Raw genomic sequence first — 17,140 nt, 5'->3', positions numbered from 1 at the left:
CCTCAGAGCACCCGTACGGGCTTGAGCGGCAGGGCGGCCCAGATCACCTTGCCGCCGCCGGCGGTGTGCTCGACGTCGCACACCCCGCCCGCCTCCCTGGTGATCTCCCGCACCAGGAGCAGGCCCCGGCCGTTGGTCTCGTCGTGGTCCGCCTCCAGGGCGGTCGGGCGGTAGGGGTGGTTGTCCTCCACGGCCACCCGTACCCACTCGGCCCCGACGGCGACCTCCACCGCGAGCACCGGCGACAGCAGCGCGGCGTGCCGGACGGCGTTGGTCACCAGCTCGGAGACGATCAGCAGGAGCCCCTGGATCAGGTCGTCCGACACGGGCACCCCCTGGCGGAACAGCAGGTCCCGTACGGCGTGCCGGGCCTGCGGGACCGAGGCGTCCACGGCGGGTGCGGTGAACCGCCAGACGCCTTCGTAGGGCAGCGGTCGCGGCCCCGGGTTCTCCACGGACTCGAGAGGTGCGTCCGCGCCGCCCTCTGGGCGTGGGTCGGGCCCGCGCCCGTGGTTGTCCATCGTCCGGTCGCCACCCTCGCGCTCGATTGTCACCACACCTCGAGTGTTGGTAACGAGACGCTTCGCTCCGGATGACTGAACAGAAGTCAGCAATTATCGAGCGTTTCCGACCGTTTGCCTATGACCTGGCCACATTCGCGACTGCTCCTGTCACGGTGGGTGCCTCCTTCCCGCATTATTCGGGTTGTACGGCCCAGGGTTAGCATCCGGGCCATGGAGCCCGAACTGCTGCACGGCGTCACCGACGGGGTCGCCACCGTCGTCCTGCACCACCCGGCGAAGCGCAACGCCATGACGGCCGCGATGTGGGGCGGGCTGCCCCCGCTGCTGGAGGCGCTGGGCGCGGATCCCGAGGTGCGGGCGCTGGTGCTGACGGGCGCGGGCGGCACCTTCTGCGCGGGCGCCGACATCTCCACGCTGCGGGGATCCGCCGAGGAGGCGCAGGCCCTCGCGGTACGGGCCGAGGAGGCGCTCGCGGCGTTCCCGAAGCCGACGCTGGCGGCCGTGAAGGGGCACTGCGTGGGCGGCGGCGCACAGCTCGCGGCGGCGTGCGATCTGCGGTTCGCCGAGGAGGGCGCGCTGTTCGGGGTGACCCCGGCCAGGCTCGGCATCGTCTACCCGGCCTCCGCCACCCGGCGGCTGGTGGCGCTGGTCGGTCCGGCGGCCGCCAAGTACCTGCTGTTCTCGGGCGAGTTGATCGACACGGAGCGGGCGCTGCGTACCGGTCTGGTCGACGAGGTGCTGTCGGCGGACGCACTCGACAAGCGGGTCGCGGAGTTCACCCGGATCCTGGCGTCGCGCTCCCAGCTGACGCAGGCCGCCGCGAAGGAGTTCGCGAACGGCCGCACCGACCGGGACGCCCACTGGACCGCGGCGGCGCGCGCGAGCGGCGACACCGCCGAGGGCGTCGCCGCGTTCCTGGAGCGCAGGGAGCCCCGCTTCACCTGGACTGCGTCAGGATGAAGCGGCTGCGCGACCGCAGCGCGTCGACGAGGTGCCCGGGCGCCTTGTGCGGGGCGCCGGCGTCGTAGGGCGGCTGCGGGTCGTACTCCGTGGCCAGCTGTACGGTCCGGGCGTGGTCGTCGCCCGCGATCCGGCCGAGCAGGGCGAGCCCCATGTCGATGCCGGAGGAGACGCCGGCCGCGGTGACGTACTTGCCGTCGAAGACGACGCGTTCACCCGTGGGTTGGGCGCCGAGCGCCGCCAGCTGCTCCAGGGCCAGCCAGTGCGAGGTGGCCCGGCGGCCCCGCAGGAGTCCGGCGGCGGCCAGCAACAGGGATCCGGTGCACACGGAGGTCGTCCAGGTGCTGGTGGCGTCGGCGGCGCGCAGCCACTCCAGCAGCGGCTCGTGGTCCATCAGCGCGCTCTGCCCCGGGCCACCGGAGACGACCAGCACATCGGGGTTGGGCACCTCGGCCAGCGCCCTGTCGGCGGTCACCGCGAGGCTGCCGCGGTCGGTGCGGACCGGGCCGCTGCTCAGCGACACGAAGACGGTCTCCGCGTCCGGGGTCCGGCAGAGGATCTCGTAGGGGCCCACGGCGTCCAGGGCGGTGAAACGGTCGTAGACGACGATCGCGATCTGCATCGGGGTCCTTTCAGGGGGCTTCAGTGGGCGGAGGCCGGGTGGAAGCGGCGGCGGTACTCCGCCGGGGCCGTGCCCAGTGCCTTGACGAAGGCGCGCCGCATCGCCTCGGGGGTGCCGTAGCCGCTGGCCCGGGAGATCTCCTCGACGCCGTCGGTGGTGTCCTCCAGGAGCCGGCGGGCGTGTTCGAGGCGGACCCGGTCGACGTAGCGGCCCGGGGTGGTGCCGGTGTCGGCCAGGAAGGCACGGGCGAAGTGGCGGGGCGAGAGCCGGGCGCGGGCGGCGAGCGCCTCCACACTCAGATCGGCGGCGGGATGCTCGGTGATCCACTGCTGGACCTCCCGCAGCGGCTCCCGCCGTGCGGTCTGGGCGGTGAGCTGGACGCTGAACTGGGCCTGGTTGCCCGGTCGGCGCAGGAAGACGACCAGATGACGGGCGACGGCCAGCGCCGCGTCCCGGCCGAGGTCCTCCTCGACCAGGGCGAGAGCCAGGTCGATGCCGGAGGTGACGCCCGCCGAGGTGTAGACGCTGCCGTCGCGGACGTAGATCGGATCGGGGTCGACCCGGACGGCGGGGTGGTGCCGGGCGAGGGTGTCGCTGTAGGCCCAGTGGGTCGTCACCCGGCGGCCGTCCAACAGCCCGGCCGCGGCGAGCGGGATCGCGCCGGTGCACACGGACACGAGGCGCTCCGCGCGCGGGGCGTGGGTCCGCAGCCAGTCGGTGAGCCGCGGATCGTCCCGCCGGGTGCCCCGGCCGCCGGGGACGACGAGCGTGTGCGGGACACGCGCACGCGTGAGGGCCTCGTCCGGGATCAGCGTCAGCCCGCTGGAGGTGCGCACCGGTGCGCCGTCCAGGGAGGCCGTACGGATGCGGTACGACCCCGGCGTGTGCCGCTCGGCGCCCGTGAAGACCTCCAGGGGGCCGGTGACGTCGAGGCTCTGGACGTCGTCGAAGAGAACGAAGAGGACGGTGCGGACGGTGGGAACGGTGCGCTGCGCCATGGGCACGATTCTTCGCGGGACACGCGGAGGGCGGCAATGACGAGTACCCCACCTTTCCTGCCATGAGGGGTGATGTCGTCGGGGCAGCGGCGGGTTGTCGGTGCCACCTGCCACAATTGCGGCGCAACCTCAGTGGAGAAGGCGGTACGGGTCGTGACCACACCCCTCGTAGGGTCCATCGAAGGCAGGATCGCCGAGGAGCTCGGCGTACGGGAGCGGCAGGTCAAGGCCGCCGTGGAGCTGCTGGACGGCGGCTCGACGGTGCCCTTCATCGCCCGTTACCGCAAGGAAGCGACCGAGATGCTCGACGACGCGCAGCTGCGCACGATCGAGGAGCGGCTGCGCTATCTGCGGGAGCTGGAGGAGCGGCGGACGGCGATCCTGGAGTCGGTCCGCGAGCAGGGCAAGCTCACCGACGCCCTGGAGGCGCAGATCCGCGGCGCCGAGACGAAGGCGCGGCTGGAGGACATCTACCTCCCGTACAAGCCCAAGCGGCGCACCAAGGCGCAGATCGCGCGCGAGGCGGGTCTCGAACCGCTCGCCGAGGGTCTGCTCGGCGACCCGGGCGTGGAGCCGATCGCCGCGGCGGCCGCGTTCGTCGACGCCGACAAGGGCGTCGCCGATCCGCAGGCCGCGCTGGACGGCGCGCGGGCGATCCTGACCGAGCGCTTCTCCGAGGACGCCGACCTGATCGGCGAGCTGCGCGAGCGAATGTGGGTGCGCGGCCGGCTGGCCGCCAAGGTGCGCGACGGCAAGGAGGAGGCGGGCGCGAAGTTCGCCGACTACTTCGAGTTCGCCGAGCCGTTCACCGAGCTGCCCTCGCACCGGATCCTGGCGATGCTGCGCGGCGAGAAGGAGGAGGTCCTCGACCTCGTCCTGGAGCCGGAGGAGCCCTCCGAGCAGCCCGGCCCGTCGTCGTACGAGCCGATCGTCGCGTCCAGGTTCGGCATCGCCGAGCGCGGCCGCCCCGCCGACAAGTGGCTGACGGACACCGTCCGCTGGGCCTGGCGGACCCGCATCCTCGTCCACCTCGGCATCGACCTGCGGCTGCGGCTGCGCACGGCCGCCGAGGACGAGGCGGTGAACGTGTTCGCGGCGAACCTCCGCGACCTGCTGCTCGCCGCCCCGGCCGGCACGCGCGCGACGCTGGGCCTGGACCCCGGCTTCCGTACGGGTGTGAAGGTCGCCGTCGTGGACGCGACCGGCAAGGTCGTCGCGACGGACGTGATCTACCCGCACGTCCCGGCGAACAGGTGGGACGAGGCGATCGCCAAGCTCGCGCGGCTGGCGAAGGAGCACGCGGTCGACCTGATCGCGATCGGCAACGGCACGGCGTCCCGGGAAACCGACAAGCTCGCCGGTGACCTGATCACCAAGCACCCGGAACTGAAGCTCACCAAGGTGATGGTGTCCGAGGCGGGCGCCTCCGTGTACTCGGCCTCCGCGTTCGCCTCGCAGGAGCTGCCCGACATGGACGTCTCGCTGCGCGGCGCGGTGTCCATCGCGCGCCGGCTGCAGGACCCCCTCGCCGAGCTGGTGAAGATCGACCCGAAGTCGATCGGCGTCGGCCAGTACCAGCACGACCTGTCCGAGGTGAAGCTGTCGCGTTCGCTGGACGCGGTGGTGGAGGACTGTGTGAACGGCGTGGGAGTGGACGTCAACACCGCGTCGGCGCCGCTGCTCGCCCGGGTCTCCGGCATCACCTCCGGCCTCGCCGAGAACATCGTGGCGCACCGCGACGCCAATGGGCCGTTCACGTCCCGTACGGAGCTGAAGAAGGTGCCGCGGCTCGGCCCCAAGGCGTACGAGCAGTGCGCGGGCTTCCTGCGGATCCGCGGCGGCTCCGACCCGCTGGACGCCTCCAGCGTGCACCCGGAGGCGTACCCGGTGGTGCGGCGCATGGTGAAGACCTCCGGTCAGGAGGTGGCGTCCCTCGTCGGCAACACGGGCGTGCTGCGTTCGCTGCGGCCGAACGACTTCGTGGACGAGACGTTCGGTCTGCCGACCGTCACCGACATCCTGAAGGAGCTGGAGAAGCCGGGGCGCGACCCTCGGCCCGCCTTCAAGACGGCCTCCTTCAAGGAGGGCGTGGAGAAGATCTCCGACCTGGCGCCCGGGATGGTCCTGGAGGGGGTCGTGACCAACGTCGCGGCCTTCGGGGCGTTCATCGACGTCGGCGTCCACCAGGACGGTCTGGCGCATGTCTCCGCGCTGTCGAAGACGTTCGTCAAGGACCCGCGGGACGTGGTCAAGCCCGGTGACATCGTCAAGGTGAAGGTCCTCGACGTCGACATCCCGCGCAAGCGGATCTCGCTGACGCTCCGGCTGGACGACGAAGCCGCCCCGCAGGGCCAGGACCGGTCCTCCGGCGGGGGCAGGCCGCAGCGGAGCGGCGGGCGTCCGCCGCAGCAGCGGCAGCAGGGCGACCGGCGCGGCGGGAACGGCGGTCAGGGTCAGCGCGGTGGCGGCGGTGCGCGGCAGGCTCCCCCGCCGGCCAACAGCGCGATGGCCGACGCGCTGCGCCGGGCGGGACTGCTCGACCCGAAGAAGGGGCGCGGCTGAGGACGGCCGGCCGAGGCGGGCCGTAGCCGGGACGAGCGGGCCGGGGCCCGGCAGGGCGCCGGGTGCCCGGTTCGCTCGTACAGTGACGGGGTGACCACTTCCCGTGTCCTCACCTGGCACGTCACGGCGAGCGGCGGTTACGAGACCGCGTGGACCGAGACGGGCGACGACATGCTGCGGGCCCGGGGCCGGGCGGTCGGGACGGTGCCGGAGCCGTACTGGGTGTCGTACGACCTCGACACCGCCGGAGGGTTCGTGACGCGGCGGCTGCGGGTGACGGTCGAGACGGCCGAGCGGACCAGGTCGCTGGATCTGCGGCACGACGGGCACGGCGGCTGGACGGCCGACGGGGAGCGGCTGCCCGGCTTCCGGGACGCCGTCGACTGCGATCTGGGCCTGTGCCCGCTCACCAACACCATGCCGGTGCTGCGGCACGGCCTGCACCGGGCACCGGGCGAACGGCGGCTGCTGATGGCCTGGGTGTCGGTGCCGGCGCTGACCGTGCGGCCGTCGTGGCAGACGTACACGTATCTCGGGCCGGGCGAGCGGGGCGCACGGGTCCGGTTCGTCTCCGGGACCTTCCGCAGTGACGTGGAGTTCGACGGGGACGGGTTCGTCGTCGACTACCCGGGGCTCGCAACGCGCCTGCGCTGAAAAGCGGTTGCCGGGGATCGTGTGGCCGACAGACTGACCGGATGAGCGGATCGGATCCCAAGGCCAACCTCCAGCGGTGTCTGCAGGACGCCCGTGACGTGCTCCTGTGGAAGCTCGACGGGCTGTCGGCCTACGACATGCGCCGGCCCATGACACCGACCGGCACGAATCTGCTGGGCCTGGTCAAGCACCTCGCCGGCGCCGAGGCGCTGTACTTCGGCGCGTCCTTCGGGCGGCCCTTCGCCGGCCCGCCGCTGTGGATCACCGGGGACGCCGAACCGAACGCGGACCTGTGGGCGCGGGCCGACGAGAGCCGCGAGGACGTCGTAGGGCTGTACCGGCGGGCCTGCGCGCACGCGGACGAGACGATCGCCGCGCTGCCGCTGGACGCGGTCGGCCGGATCCCGGGAGGCGAGGGCAGCGAGGTGACGCTGCACCAGCTCCTCGCCCACATGGTCGGCGAGACGCACCGGCACGCCGGACACGCCGACATCGTGCGGGAGCTGATCGACGGGGCGGCCGGACAGCGGGCCGCCGGTGTCAACACCCCCGAGGGGGACGCCGTGTGGTGGGCGGCCCACCGGGAGCGGGTGGAAAGGGCCGCGAAGGAGGCCGCCGGGCCGGCCTGACGCCCCTGCGGCCCGGTGCCCCGGCGTCAGCGTTCCGTCAGTTTGCCGTCCGCGACCTCCAGGCGGCGGGTCACACGGACCGCGTCCAGCATGCGGCGGTCGTGGGTGACCAGGAGCAGGGTGCCCTCGTAGGCGTCGAGGGCCGATTCAAGCTGCTCGATGGCCGGGAGGTCGAGGTGGTTCGTGGGCTCGTCGAGGACGAGGAGGTTGACGCCCCGGCCCTGGAGGAGGGCGAGGGCGGCACGGGTGCGTTCGCCGGGTGACAGGGTGGCCGCCGGACGCAGGACGTGGTCCGACTTCAGACCGAACTTGGCCAGCAGGGTGCGGACTTCGACCGGTTCGGTGTCCGGGACGGCGGCACAGAAGGCGTCCAGGAGCGACTCGGAGCCGTGGAACAGCTTGCGCGCCTGGTCGACCTCGCCGACCAGGACGCCCGAGCCGAGCGCCGCGTGGCCCGCGTCCAGCGGGATCCGGCCGAGGAGCGCGCCGAGCAGGGTCGACTTGCCCGCGCCGTTCGCGCCGGTGACGGCGACCCGGTCGGCCCAGTCGATCTGCAGGGTGACCGGGCCGAAGGTGAAGTCGCCCCGCCGTACCTCCGCGTCCCGCAGGGTGGCGACGACCGCGCCGGAACGCGGGGCGGCCGCGATCTCCATGCGCAGCTCCCACTCCTTGCGGGGCTCCTCGACGACGTCCAGGCGTTCGATCATGCGCTGGGTCTGCCGGGCCTTCGCAGCCTGCTTCTCGCTGGCCTCGCTGCGGAACTTGCGGCCGATCTTGTCGTTGTCGTTGCCCGCCTTGCGGCGCGCGTTCTTCACGCCCTTGTCCATCCAGGAGCGCTGCATCTGGGCGCGGTCCTGGAGGGCGGCCTTCTTGTCGGAGTACTCCTCGTAGTCCTCGCGGGCGTGCCGGCGGGCCACGTCCCGCTCCTCCAGGTAGGCGTCGTAGCCGCCGCCGTAGAGGTTGATCCGCTGCTGGGCGAGATCGAGTTCGAGGACCTTCGTGACGGTGCGGGTGAGGAACTCGCGGTCGTGGCTGACGACGACCGTGCCGGCCCGCAGGCCGGTCACGAAGCGTTCCAGGCGCTCCAGGCCGTCCAGGTCGAGGTCGTTGGTGGGCTCGTCGAGGAGGAAGACGTCGTAGCGGGAGAGGAGGAGGGAGGCGAGGCCCGCGCGGGCCGCCTGGCCGCCGGACAGGGACGTCATCGGCTGGTCGAGGTCCACGCCCAGGCCCAGGGAGTCGGCGACCTCCTCGGCGCGTTCGTCGAGGTCGGCGCCGCCGAGGCCGAGCCAGCGCTCCAGGCTCGTCGCGTACGCGTCGTCCGCGCCCGGCGCCCCGTCGACCAGGGCCTGGGTCGCCTCGTCCATGGTGCGCTGCGCCTCGGCGACGCCGGTGCGGCGGGCGAGGAACTCCCGGACGGTCTCGCCGGGGCGGCGCTCCGGCTCCTGGGGCAGATGGCCGACGGTCGCGGTCGGCGGGGAGAGCCTGAGCTCGCCCTGCTCGGGCGTGGTGAGCCCGGCGAGCAGCTTCAGCAGGGTGGACTTGCCCGCGCCGTTGGCACCGACCAGTCCGATCACGTCACCGGGGGCGACGACGAGGTCGAGCCCGGAGAAGAGGGAGCGGTCGCCGTGCCCGGCGGCGAGGTTCTTGGCGACGAGGATGGCGGTCACAGGTCGTAGATCCTAGTCGGCGTGCGGTGTCCGGGTCGCCGCGGTTTCTCCCCGTCGCCGTCCGGGGGTGCGGTCGGCTACCGTCCGGGCGTGGACTCTCAGGGGAACGACGAGGTCGTGGTGGTCGGCGGCGGGGTCATCGGGCTGGCGACGGCGGTGGTGCTCGCCGAGCGGGGCCGGCGGGTGCGGGTGTGGACGCGGGAGCCGGCCGAGCGGACCACCTCGGCCGTCGCGGGCGCGCTGTGGTGGCCGTACCACATCGAGCCCATGGTGTCCGCGTGGACCTGGGCGCTGCGCTCGCTGGAGGTGTACGAGGAGTTGGCCGAGCGGCCCGGGGTGACCGGGGTGCGGCTGGTCGACGGGGTGATGGGCGAGACCGACCTGGCGGACGTCGAGGGCTGGGCGGCGGGCCGGCTGCCCGGACTGCGCCGGGCCACCGCGCGGGAGTACGGGGCCGGGAGCGGCGTCTGGGCGCGGCTGCCGCTGATCGACATGGCGGTGCATCTGCCGTGGCTGCGGGAGCGGTTGCTGCGGGCGGGCGGCGCGGTCGAGGAGCGGACGGTGTCCGATCTGGCGGAGGCCGACGCGCCGGTCGTCGTCAACTGCACGGGCCTCGGCGCGCGGGACCTGGTGGCGGACGCGTCGGTACGGCCCCAGCGGGGGCAACTGGTCGTGGTGGAGAACCCCGGCGTCGACACCTGGCTCGTCTCCACCGCCCCGGACGGCGCGATGGCCTACCTGTTCCCCCAGCCGGGGCGGCTGCTGCTGGGCGGCACGGCGGACGACGACGCCTGGTCGCTGGAGCCGGACCCGACGGTGGCCGAGGGGATCGTACGGCGGTGCGCGGCGCTGCGGCCGGAGATCGCCGGGGCGCGGATCCTGGAGCACCGGGTGGGGCTGCGGCCGGTGCGCCCGGAGGTACGGCTGGAGCGGGAGGACCTGCCGGACGGGCGCGTCCTGGTGCATCACTACGGCCACGGCGGCGCGGGCGTGACGGTGGCTTGGGGCTGCGCCGAGGAGGCGGCGAATCTGGCCACCTCCTCAGCAGCGACGCCCTGAAAGGGGCGCGGGGCCGTGTCGATGTGCGGCTCCGCCGCGCGGGCGCGACCAGTCACGACGAACCCGCGTCCGGCCGACGACCCCCAGCACCCCCTACGGAATCCGATACGTGCCGTGCGGCGTACGTACACCGTCCAGCGGACCGGAGTCGGACCTGCCCGGCGCCGCCCCCGCAGTCGCCGCGGTGAACGCGGCACTACCGCCGACGACCGGCACCCGCGCAGACGTACGGCCCAGATCCAGCGTCAGCGCCCCCGTGTCGGCGGGCGGGTCGATGAGGTCCTTGTCGGTGCCCGCGACGATCAGTGCGAGGCGGTGTCCGGCCGGGACGACGTGGTCGGTGGCGGCCAGGTCGAGGGTGAGGGTGTACGCCCGGCCCGGGGTGAGCGGGACGCCCCTGCCGGGGTCGGCGTACGTGCCGAGGTCGGCCCAGCCCCGGCTGAGGACGGTGAAGTCGACGTCCGCGGTCTTCGCCCTGGTCTCCTTGAAGCAGGCGCTGTCGCCGGCCGTGCTCTCGCCCCAGCAGGTGCGGTCGGTAAGGGTGGTGATGCCCTCGCCGCTCGCCGCGTAGTCGCGGACGGTGTCGGGGCCGAGGTCGACCAGGACGGCGCTGAGGTGGGCGGTCGCGGTGGTCGGGGTGGCGGTGACGGTGACCTCGGAGGAGCCGGACAGGCGCAGGTCGCGGGTGAGCGGCCCGGTGACGAATCCGGCCTTGTCGGGGGTCGGGGTGTCGATCCGCGCGGCCCAGTCGGTCTCGCTCAGCCGCGGGTCGTCGGTGAAGGTCTCGGTGCCGGTTCCCCCGCGCAGGCCGAGGGTGCCGACGCCCGGCCGGCTGCCGGTGGCGGGGCGCAGGGTGGTGGGCTGGGTGCCGCGCGGCGGCCAGACCTCGGAGGTGACCCACTGGTCGGGGTGGCGTTCGACGTCGGCCATCGGCTCACGGTCGATGCCGTTGTCGTAGCCGAGGAGTTCGTGGTCGAACCAGCGGTGGAGGGTGTCGACCCAGGCGGCTCGGCGGAAGTCGAACGGGTCGACGTGACCGGTCTGGGAGAGCCAGAGCTTGCGCTCCACGCCGTTCTTCGCGAGGGCGTCCCACCACTGGCCGAAGTGCTTGGTGCGGACGTTGAGGTCCTGCAGACCGTGGACGAGGAAGACGCTCGCCTTCACCTTGCGCGCGTCCTTGACGTAGTCGCGCTCGGTCCACAGGGAGGTCCAGTCGCCCGTGCGGGGTGCCTCGTCTACGAGTTTCCGCTGGACGGCGGCGCACTTGGCGCGGGCGTCGGGGCTGTCGACGTAGTCGGAGAGCCAGTCGGGGCCGGAGTCGTAGAGCGGGGCGCCCCGGGCGAAGTAGTAGTCGTACCAGGAGGAGATGCCGGCGATCGGGACGATGGTTTTCAGGCCCTTCACGCCGGTGGCGGCGACGCCGTTGGCTATGGTGCCGTCCCAGCTCTTGCCGATCATGCCGGTTCTGCCGTTGGTCCAGCGCGCCTTGGCGGTGGTGGTGCCGGTGCGGGTGGTGTACGCCCTGGCGCGGCCGTTCAGCCAGTCGACGACGGCCTTCGCGGAGAGGATGTCGGAGCGGCCGCCGACGTCGACGCAGCCGTCGGAGCGGTTGGTGCCGGCGAGGTCGACGCCGACGAAGGCGTAGCCGCGCGGGACGAAGTAGTTGTCGTAGAACAGCGGCATCCGGACGACGTTGCCGGCGGCGTCGTACGTCTTGCGCTGGCTCTCGTTGCCGCGGCCGCAGCAGGAGTAGTAGGGGCTGGCGTCCATGATGACGGGCACCTTGCGGCCCTGTGCGGCGGGTTCGCGGGGGCGGACGATGTCGACGGCGACGCGGTCCCGCTTGCCGTCCCCGTCGCCGTCGAGTCCGGTGTCGACCCAGACGGCCTCGCGGATCGCGTTCGCGTAGGAGTAGACGGGCCGGCTCTCGCGCGGGGTGCCGTGGGCGGCTGCCGGGGTGAGGAAGGTCGCCAGCAGAAGGATGATGGCGACGGTCGCGAGCGGTCTCCAGATCGTGAAGCGCATGCGTATCGGCATGCGCGGGACGGTACCTCGGTCAACTCCCGTGCAGAAGAGGGCATCTGAGGGTCCGCTGTGCGCCCTGAGTCTCCGTCACCCGGCACCGCGCGACGGCGGACACCCGCTCCCCGAACTCCTGTCTGACCCGAGGCGGCTTTGGGTAACAAGGCGTGAAGGAGTCATGGAGACCGAGGGGAGAGGTCATGGCAGGCGCGCAGAACGGCAACGAGGGAGTGTGGCGGGTGCTGACCGGGATCGGCGCGCTCTGTGTCGGTATCGGCCTGATCGCGGGCGTACCCGTCCTGGGCCTGCTGGGAGCTCCTCTCGCCATCGTCGGTGTGATCGGGCTGACCGCCGCGCGGCGCAAGTAGCCGGGACGTCCGCCGACGGGGTCAGCGGTCGAGCGCCGCCAGGAGCGCCTCGTGGGACAGGGCCGCGCTCTGTGCGGCCGGGATCGTACAGGCGTACGCCCCGGCCGCCGCGCCGTACTGTGCGCACCGCGACGGCGGTTCGCCGTTGAGGCGGCCGAACAGGAAGGCGGCGGCGAACGCGTCGCCCGCGCCGTTGGAGTCGACCACCGGCGCGGGAGGCGCGGCGGCCGGTATGCGGGTCGACTCGCCGTCCGCCAGCAGATGGGCGCCCTCGGCGCCGGCCGTGGCGACGACCACTTCGGCGCGGCCCCGCTCGACGATGCGGCGCATGGTGGCCTCGGGGTCGGTGAGGGCGGCGGCGGAGACGAACACGACGTCCGCCGCGTACGCGAAGGGCTCGTGGTAGGGGTTCTCCCCGTCCCAGTCGTGCAGGTCGGTGGAGAGGGGCACGCCCGTCTCGCGCAGCACGGGCAGGGCAAAGGCGCAGGGGTGGGTGATGGAGACGTGGACGTGCCGGCTCGCCTCGGCCAGGGACCGGACCACGGACTCGGGGAGCCGGTCTCCGTCGTGCGCGCGGCTCGTGTCGTAGAGGGAGAGCCGTCGGCCGTCGGGGCCGACCAGGTTGACGGCGCGCTTGGTGCCCGCGGGCTGCGGGATCGCGGTGAGGGCGATGCCCTTCTCCCGGTGCAGGGCGCGGACCAGGTCGCCCTCGGGGTCGTCGCCGAGGAAGTCCAGGTGGTGGGTGCGCAGGCCGAGGGCGGCCAGGCCCACGGCGACGAAGTCACCGGTGTGACCGGCGCGGGTGCGGATCCCGCTGTCGATCATGTAGCTGTCGGCGTACGGGAGCGGCAGCTCCGGCACCGGGATGACGGTGTCCACGCCCGCGCCGCCCAGCACCAGGACGTCCGTGTCACGGCTCAACTCCCGCCCTCCCCGTGGTCGTACACCGTCACCGCGATGCCCCGTCGCACGAGCCGCTCGGTGACGAGCGGTTCGACGCGGGACCACTTGCCGCCGGCCAGGCCGCAGCCTATCCGGGGCATGTGCACCGACGCACCGAGTTCGATCACCGGGTCGGCCAGGCGGGACAGGGCCGTGTCGATCGCCTCGTAGCGCACGGGGACGCCCTTGCTGCCCGTGCGGATGCCGCGCTGGCCCACCATGTTGGCGACCCACACGTCGGGCTTCACCTGGACGAGCTGGACCGCACCCAGACCGAAGTCGTTGGAGGCGCGCTCACGGTGCCAGGCGCGGTAGGCCGCCTCCGGCTCCGGCCAGCGGCGCGAGAGCGCCAGGACGAAGCCCTTCCCCCATCCCCCGATGTCGTTGCAGACATGGGCGATCACCTTGACGCCCTTCACCGACGGAACGGTGGCGTCACCCCGGACATACGTGATCTCCTCCGACATGACGCCACCGTAGGCGATGCCACTGACAGTGGCCCTGACCTGCTACTTCGTCAGGTCGGCCAGCTCCCGGTCCGCCGCCTGGGACACCCGCCCGCGCACCCCGAACCAGCCGCCGACCAGGGCGGCCGCGATCACCGGGATCAGCAGGAGGGTCTTGCGGCCGACCTCGGGGTCGTTCCACATCAGGCCGAGGACGGCGAGCAGGAAGGCGATCGTGACGATCTCGGTGACCGGGCTGCCGGGCAGCCGGAAGGAGGGCCGCTCGACCAGGCCCGCCCGGGCGCGGCGGACGAAGACCAGGTGGCAGACCATGATGATCACCCAGGTGCTGATGATGCCGAGGGAGGCGATGTTCAGCACGATCTCGAAGGCCTGGCTCGGCATGACGAAGTTCAGGCCGACACCGAGGACGCAGACGGCGCAGGTCAGCAGGATGCCGCCGTAGGGGACCTGACTGCGGTTCATGCGGGCGGTGAACTTCGGGGCCGAGCCCGCCATGGCCATGGAGCGCAGGATGCGGCCGGTGGAGTACAGGCCGGAGTTCAGCGACGACATGGCGGCGGTGAGGACCACCAGGTTCATCACGTCACCGGCGCCCGAGACGCCGATCTTCGACAGGACGGTGACGAAGGGGCTCTCGTCGGCCGAGTAGACCGAGCCGGGCAGCAGCAGGGCGAGCAGGACGACGGAGCCGACGTAGAACAGGCCGACGCGCCACATGATCGAGTTCACCGCGTGCGGGACGACCTTCTCCGGCTCGGCGGTCTCGCCGGCGGCGACGCCGACCAGTTCCAGGGCGGCGTACGCGAAGATCACGCCCTGCATGACCAGGACGACGGGCATCAGGCCGTGCGGGAGGACACCGCCGTTGTCGCTGATCACGTGCAGACCGGGGGTCCCGCCGCCGACCTCGTGCCGCGTGGCGAGCAGGAAGATGCCGACGCACATGAAGGCGACGAGGGTGGCGACCTTGACGACGGAGAACCAGAACTCCATCTCGCCGAAGATCTTCACCGAGATCAGGTTCACCGCCAGGACCACCGCGAGGGCGACGAGCGCGAGCAGCCACTGCGGGATGCTGGTGAACATGCTCCAGTAGTGCGTGTAGAGCGCGATCGCGGTGATGTCGGCGATGCCGGTCGTCGACCAGTTCAGGAAGTACATCCAGCCGGCGACATAGGCGCCCTTCTCGCCGAGGAACTCGCGCGCGTACGACACGAACGAGCCGGAGGAGGGCCGGTACAGGACCAGCTCGCCGAGGGCGCGGACGACGAAGAAGGCGAAGACGCCGCAGACGAGATAGGCGAGGGCGAGCGCGGGGCCCGCGTTGTGCAGGCGTCCTCCCGCGCCGAGGAAGAGGCCGGTGCCGATGGCGCCGCCGATGGCGATCATGTTGACGTGGCGGTGCTTGAGGTCCTTGCTGTAACCGGCGTCGCCCGCGTCCGCGGGCGTCGTGGTCGCCTGGGGGTGGGCGGCGACTTCGGCCGTGTGCACGGCGTCCTTGCTCACGGGTGGTTCCGTTCTCTGGTGCGCCCGGGCGTTGTGCGTCCGGGTGTCCGTACTGTCGTGGCCGGCGGCTCCCGGGTAGGGGCGCGGACCAAGGCAGCAGCTTCCCAGAGCCCTCTGCGATCACACGTGTCCCGCGTCACAGAGCGTTACTTCTCACACGGCCGCCGCCGCGGCGGCGATACTGCTGCGCATGACGATCGACACCGATGGGCCGCCCCTCACGGTCGACGAGCTGGCCGCCCGCGCGGGGGTGACGGTGCGCACCGTCCGCTTCTACAGCACCAAGGGGCTGCTGCCGCCGCCGGTGATCGGTCCGCGCCGGGTGGGGCACTACGGCCCGGAGCACCTCGCGCGTCTCGCGCTGATCGAGGAACTGCAGCGGCAGGGCATGACGCTGGCGGCGATCGAGCGCTATCTGGGGCAGTTGCCGCCCGGTCTCGACGCGCACGATCTCGCCGTGCACCGGGCGGTCGTGGCCTCCTGGGCCCCGGACACCGTCGAGACGGTGTCCGGGGAGGAGCTCAGGCGGCGGGCGGGGCGGCCGCTGTCCGAGGAGGACGTGGCGCGCCTGGTGGCGATGGACATCGTCGAGGCCGACGGGGCCGGTTCGTTCCGTGTCGACACCGGTCTGCTGCCGCTCGGGGTGCGGCTGCTGGACGTAGCGCTGTCGCAGGAGGTGATCCTCGCGGCCCGCACCGCGCTGATCGAGCACGCGCGCGTGGCGGCGCAGGAGCTGTCCGGGCTGCTGCGGGAGGCGGTGGCCGAGCGGGACACGGAGGACGTGCGGTCGCTGACCGCCCAGATGCATCCCCTGGTGGTGCAGGCCCTGCTGACGACGTTCCAGCGGTCGCTCAGGGACGAGCTGCGCCAGTGGTCGGGGCGGGACGGACAGGACGGACAGGGCTCCCGGGATCAGTGACGGTTCATGCGGCGGGTCAGTCTGCGGCCCCATGACTGGCCCGGCACCTCGACCCAGCGGTGGGTCAGTACGCACAGCGGCAGCAGTACGGCGAAGAAGGACACCAGGAGCAAGGGGTGGTCCCGCCGCTCCCGGCCGATCGTGCCGTCGACCGCGGCGAGCAGCACCGGATGCAGCAGGTAGACCGAGTAGCTGATCACACCCAGCGCGGCCGCGGCCCGCGGGATCCGCCGCCTGCGCACCGCGAGTCCGGCGCCGAAGGTGAGCGCGGCCAGCAGGAACGCCGTGATCCAGCCGCGCCGGGTGAAGTAGGCGCCGTCGCCGTAGGACCAGGCGCTGCCCACCGCGCAGACCAGCACCACGGCCGCCGTACGGGCCGCGACCCGCCAGGTGCTCCCGCCGTGTTCCGCCCGGTGGACGGCGGTGCCGAGGAACATCACGGCGAGGACGACCAGGCTCTCCCACTGCGGCACCGTGCTGTCGAACGCCACCAGGGCGAGCGCGAGAATCCCGCCCAGCACTCCCCCGGCCACGCGCAGGGCGGGCGGTCCGGCGCTCGCGCAGCACAGGGCGAGGGCCATGGCGGCAGCGGTGAGCGCGATCAGCGGACCGGTGCCGATCAGGCCGGCGAGGGCGGAGACCGGCAGGCCGGCGCCCGCCACCGCGGCGACGGCGGCGAGTACCGCCAGGCTCATGGCGACCGATGCGGACCGGTCGTGCCGGCGGACCGTGAAGAGGGCGACGACCAGCAGGTAGAAGGCCATCTCGTAGGACAGCGTCCACAGGACGAGCAGCAGGTTGGGCGTCCCCAGCAGTTCCTGGAGCAGGGTGACATGGGCGACGGCCACGCTCACCGTGCTCTCCCCGCCGAAGTCGCCACGGACCCGGGCGACACCCGCGAGGTCGAGGACGAGGACCGCGCCGACGGCGAGCGCCCACAGGGGGTAGAGGCGGAAGATCCGGCCGGTCCAGAAGCTGCGGACGCAGCCCCGGCGCTCCAGTGAGGCGGGGATGATGTAGCCGCTCACGAAGAAGAACACCATGATCCCGTAGCGGCTGGTGTTGAAGTGCGGCATGAGGTCCCGCCGGAACTCCGGCATGAAGGTGCGGGACGCGTGGTCGAGGACCACCACGAGTGCCGCGACGGCGCGGAGCGCGTCGAGCCAGTCCAACCGTGACCGCTGCGCGCCGTTCACTCGCGTCTCTTTCTCCCGGGAGGTCCTACGGCTGTTCTTGGA

At 72.6% G+C, this 17,140-nt stretch carries 16 protein-coding genes; 7 read left to right on the top strand and 9 right to left on the bottom strand.

Annotated features, from left to right (window positions below; all coding sequences use genetic code 11):
- Positions 1 to 2: 2 nt before the first annotated feature.
- Positions 3 to 521, bottom strand: coding sequence for an ATP-binding protein (locus ACIRF9_RS18650; protein WP_403823611.1), 519 nt, complete (start codon positions 519 to 521; stop codon positions 3 to 5).
- 213 nt (positions 522 to 734) lie between these two features.
- Here ACIRF9_RS18650 and ACIRF9_RS18645 point away from each other — a divergent pair, with 213 nt between their 5' ends.
- Complete coding sequence (locus tag ACIRF9_RS18645; RefSeq protein ID WP_403822864.1) at positions 735 to 1,484, top strand: enoyl-CoA hydratase/isomerase family protein; 750 nt, start codon at positions 735 to 737, stop codon at positions 1,482 to 1,484.
- Here ACIRF9_RS18645 and ACIRF9_RS18640 read toward each other — a convergent pair.
- Together ACIRF9_RS18640 and ACIRF9_RS18635 are read right to left on the bottom strand one after the other, a co-directional pair.
- Positions 1,462 to 2,106 carry a DJ-1/PfpI family protein gene (locus ACIRF9_RS18640; RefSeq protein ID WP_403822861.1) on the bottom strand — a complete coding sequence of 215 codons (645 nt, stop codon included), beginning with the start codon at positions 2,104 to 2,106 and terminating at the stop codon, positions 1,462 to 1,464. The two genes, ACIRF9_RS18645 and ACIRF9_RS18640, sit on opposite strands and share 23 nt — an antisense overlap.
- A 20-nt stretch (positions 2,107 to 2,126) precedes the next feature.
- Complete coding sequence (locus ACIRF9_RS18635; protein WP_403822858.1) at positions 2,127 to 3,104, bottom strand: GlxA family transcriptional regulator; 978 nt, start codon at positions 3,102 to 3,104, stop codon at positions 2,127 to 2,129.
- Between the two features lie 153 nt (positions 3,105 to 3,257).
- Between ACIRF9_RS18635 and ACIRF9_RS18630 the strand changes: the two genes are divergently transcribed.
- The 3 genes from ACIRF9_RS18630 (at position 3,258) to ACIRF9_RS18620 (ending at position 6,949) form a co-directional block, all read left to right on the top strand.
- Complete coding sequence (locus tag ACIRF9_RS18630) at positions 3,258 to 5,666, top strand: Tex family protein (protein ID WP_403822855.1); 2,409 nt, start codon at positions 3,258 to 3,260, stop codon at positions 5,664 to 5,666.
- A 90-nt stretch (positions 5,667 to 5,756) separates the two neighbouring features.
- Positions 5,757 to 6,320 (top strand): putative glycolipid-binding domain-containing protein, encoded by a 564-nt coding sequence (locus ACIRF9_RS18625; RefSeq protein WP_403822852.1) that lies wholly within the window; start codon positions 5,757 to 5,759, stop codon positions 6,318 to 6,320.
- Between the two features lie 41 nt (positions 6,321 to 6,361).
- Entirely contained in the window at positions 6,362 to 6,949 is a 588-nt protein-coding gene (locus ACIRF9_RS18620; RefSeq protein ID WP_403822849.1) for a DinB family protein, read from the top strand.
- 26 nt (positions 6,950 to 6,975) lie between these two features.
- Here the strand turns inward: ACIRF9_RS18620 and ACIRF9_RS18615 are convergent, their stop codons facing one another.
- Positions 6,976 to 8,616: an ABC-F family ATP-binding cassette domain-containing protein gene (locus ACIRF9_RS18615; protein ID WP_403822846.1), complete on the bottom strand. Its 1,641-nt coding sequence runs from the start codon at positions 8,614 to 8,616 to the stop codon at positions 6,976 to 6,978.
- A 90-nt stretch (positions 8,617 to 8,706) separates the two neighbouring features.
- Between ACIRF9_RS18615 and ACIRF9_RS18610 the strand changes: the two genes are divergently transcribed.
- The gene (locus ACIRF9_RS18610) at positions 8,707 to 9,675 is read left to right on the top strand and encodes an FAD-dependent oxidoreductase (RefSeq protein WP_403822843.1); all 969 of its coding nucleotides are present in this window, start codon (positions 8,707 to 8,709) and stop codon (positions 9,673 to 9,675) included.
- Between the two features lie 93 nt (positions 9,676 to 9,768).
- On the opposite strand, the gene ACIRF9_RS18605 is transcribed toward ACIRF9_RS18610, so the two are convergent.
- Entirely contained in the window at positions 9,769 to 11,712 is a 1,944-nt protein-coding gene (locus tag ACIRF9_RS18605; protein WP_403822840.1) for a Xaa-Pro dipeptidyl-peptidase, read from the bottom strand.
- Between the two features lie 185 nt (positions 11,713 to 11,897).
- Between ACIRF9_RS18605 and ACIRF9_RS18600 the strand changes: the two genes are divergently transcribed.
- Positions 11,898 to 12,065, top strand: a complete 168-nt coding sequence (locus ACIRF9_RS18600) for a hypothetical protein (protein WP_403822837.1) — start codon at positions 11,898 to 11,900, stop codon at positions 12,063 to 12,065.
- 21 nt (positions 12,066 to 12,086) lie between these two features.
- On the opposite strand, the gene ACIRF9_RS18595 is transcribed toward ACIRF9_RS18600, so the two are convergent.
- From ACIRF9_RS18595 to ACIRF9_RS18585, 3 genes are read right to left on the bottom strand one after another with little or no spacing between them, the layout of a single operon-like run.
- Entirely contained in the window at positions 12,087 to 12,986 is a 900-nt protein-coding gene (locus ACIRF9_RS18595) for a PfkB family carbohydrate kinase (protein WP_403822834.1), read from the bottom strand.
- Positions 12,983 to 13,474: a macro domain-containing protein gene (locus ACIRF9_RS18590; protein ID WP_403822831.1), complete on the bottom strand. Its 492-nt coding sequence runs from the start codon at positions 13,472 to 13,474 to the stop codon at positions 12,983 to 12,985. The genes ACIRF9_RS18595 and ACIRF9_RS18590 overlap by 4 nt, the downstream gene beginning before the upstream one ends.
- A gap of 42 nt (positions 13,475 to 13,516) precedes the next feature.
- On the bottom strand, positions 13,517 to 14,983 hold the full coding sequence (locus ACIRF9_RS18585) for an amino acid permease (RefSeq protein WP_403822828.1): 1,467 nt from the start codon (positions 14,981 to 14,983) through the stop codon (positions 13,517 to 13,519).
- A gap of 190 nt (positions 14,984 to 15,173) precedes the next feature.
- Here ACIRF9_RS18585 and ACIRF9_RS18580 point away from each other — a divergent pair, with 190 nt between their 5' ends.
- Positions 15,174 to 15,902, top strand: a complete 729-nt coding sequence (locus ACIRF9_RS18580) for a MerR family transcriptional regulator (RefSeq protein ID WP_403822825.1) — start codon at positions 15,174 to 15,176, stop codon at positions 15,900 to 15,902.
- Here ACIRF9_RS18580 and ACIRF9_RS18575 read toward each other — a convergent pair.
- Entirely contained in the window at positions 15,896 to 17,098 is a 1,203-nt protein-coding gene (locus ACIRF9_RS18575; protein ID WP_403822822.1) for an acyltransferase family protein, read from the bottom strand. The two genes, ACIRF9_RS18580 and ACIRF9_RS18575, sit on opposite strands and share 7 nt — an antisense overlap.
- Between the last annotated feature and the right edge of the window lie 42 nt (positions 17,099 to 17,140).

Source organism: Streptomyces sp. NPDC096132 (genome assembly GCF_044763345.1).
GTDB lineage: Bacteria > Actinomycetota > Actinomycetes > Streptomycetales > Streptomycetaceae > Streptomyces.
Note: the sequence above shows the minus strand (reverse complement) of the source record. Positions and strands in the feature narration are given on the sequence as shown.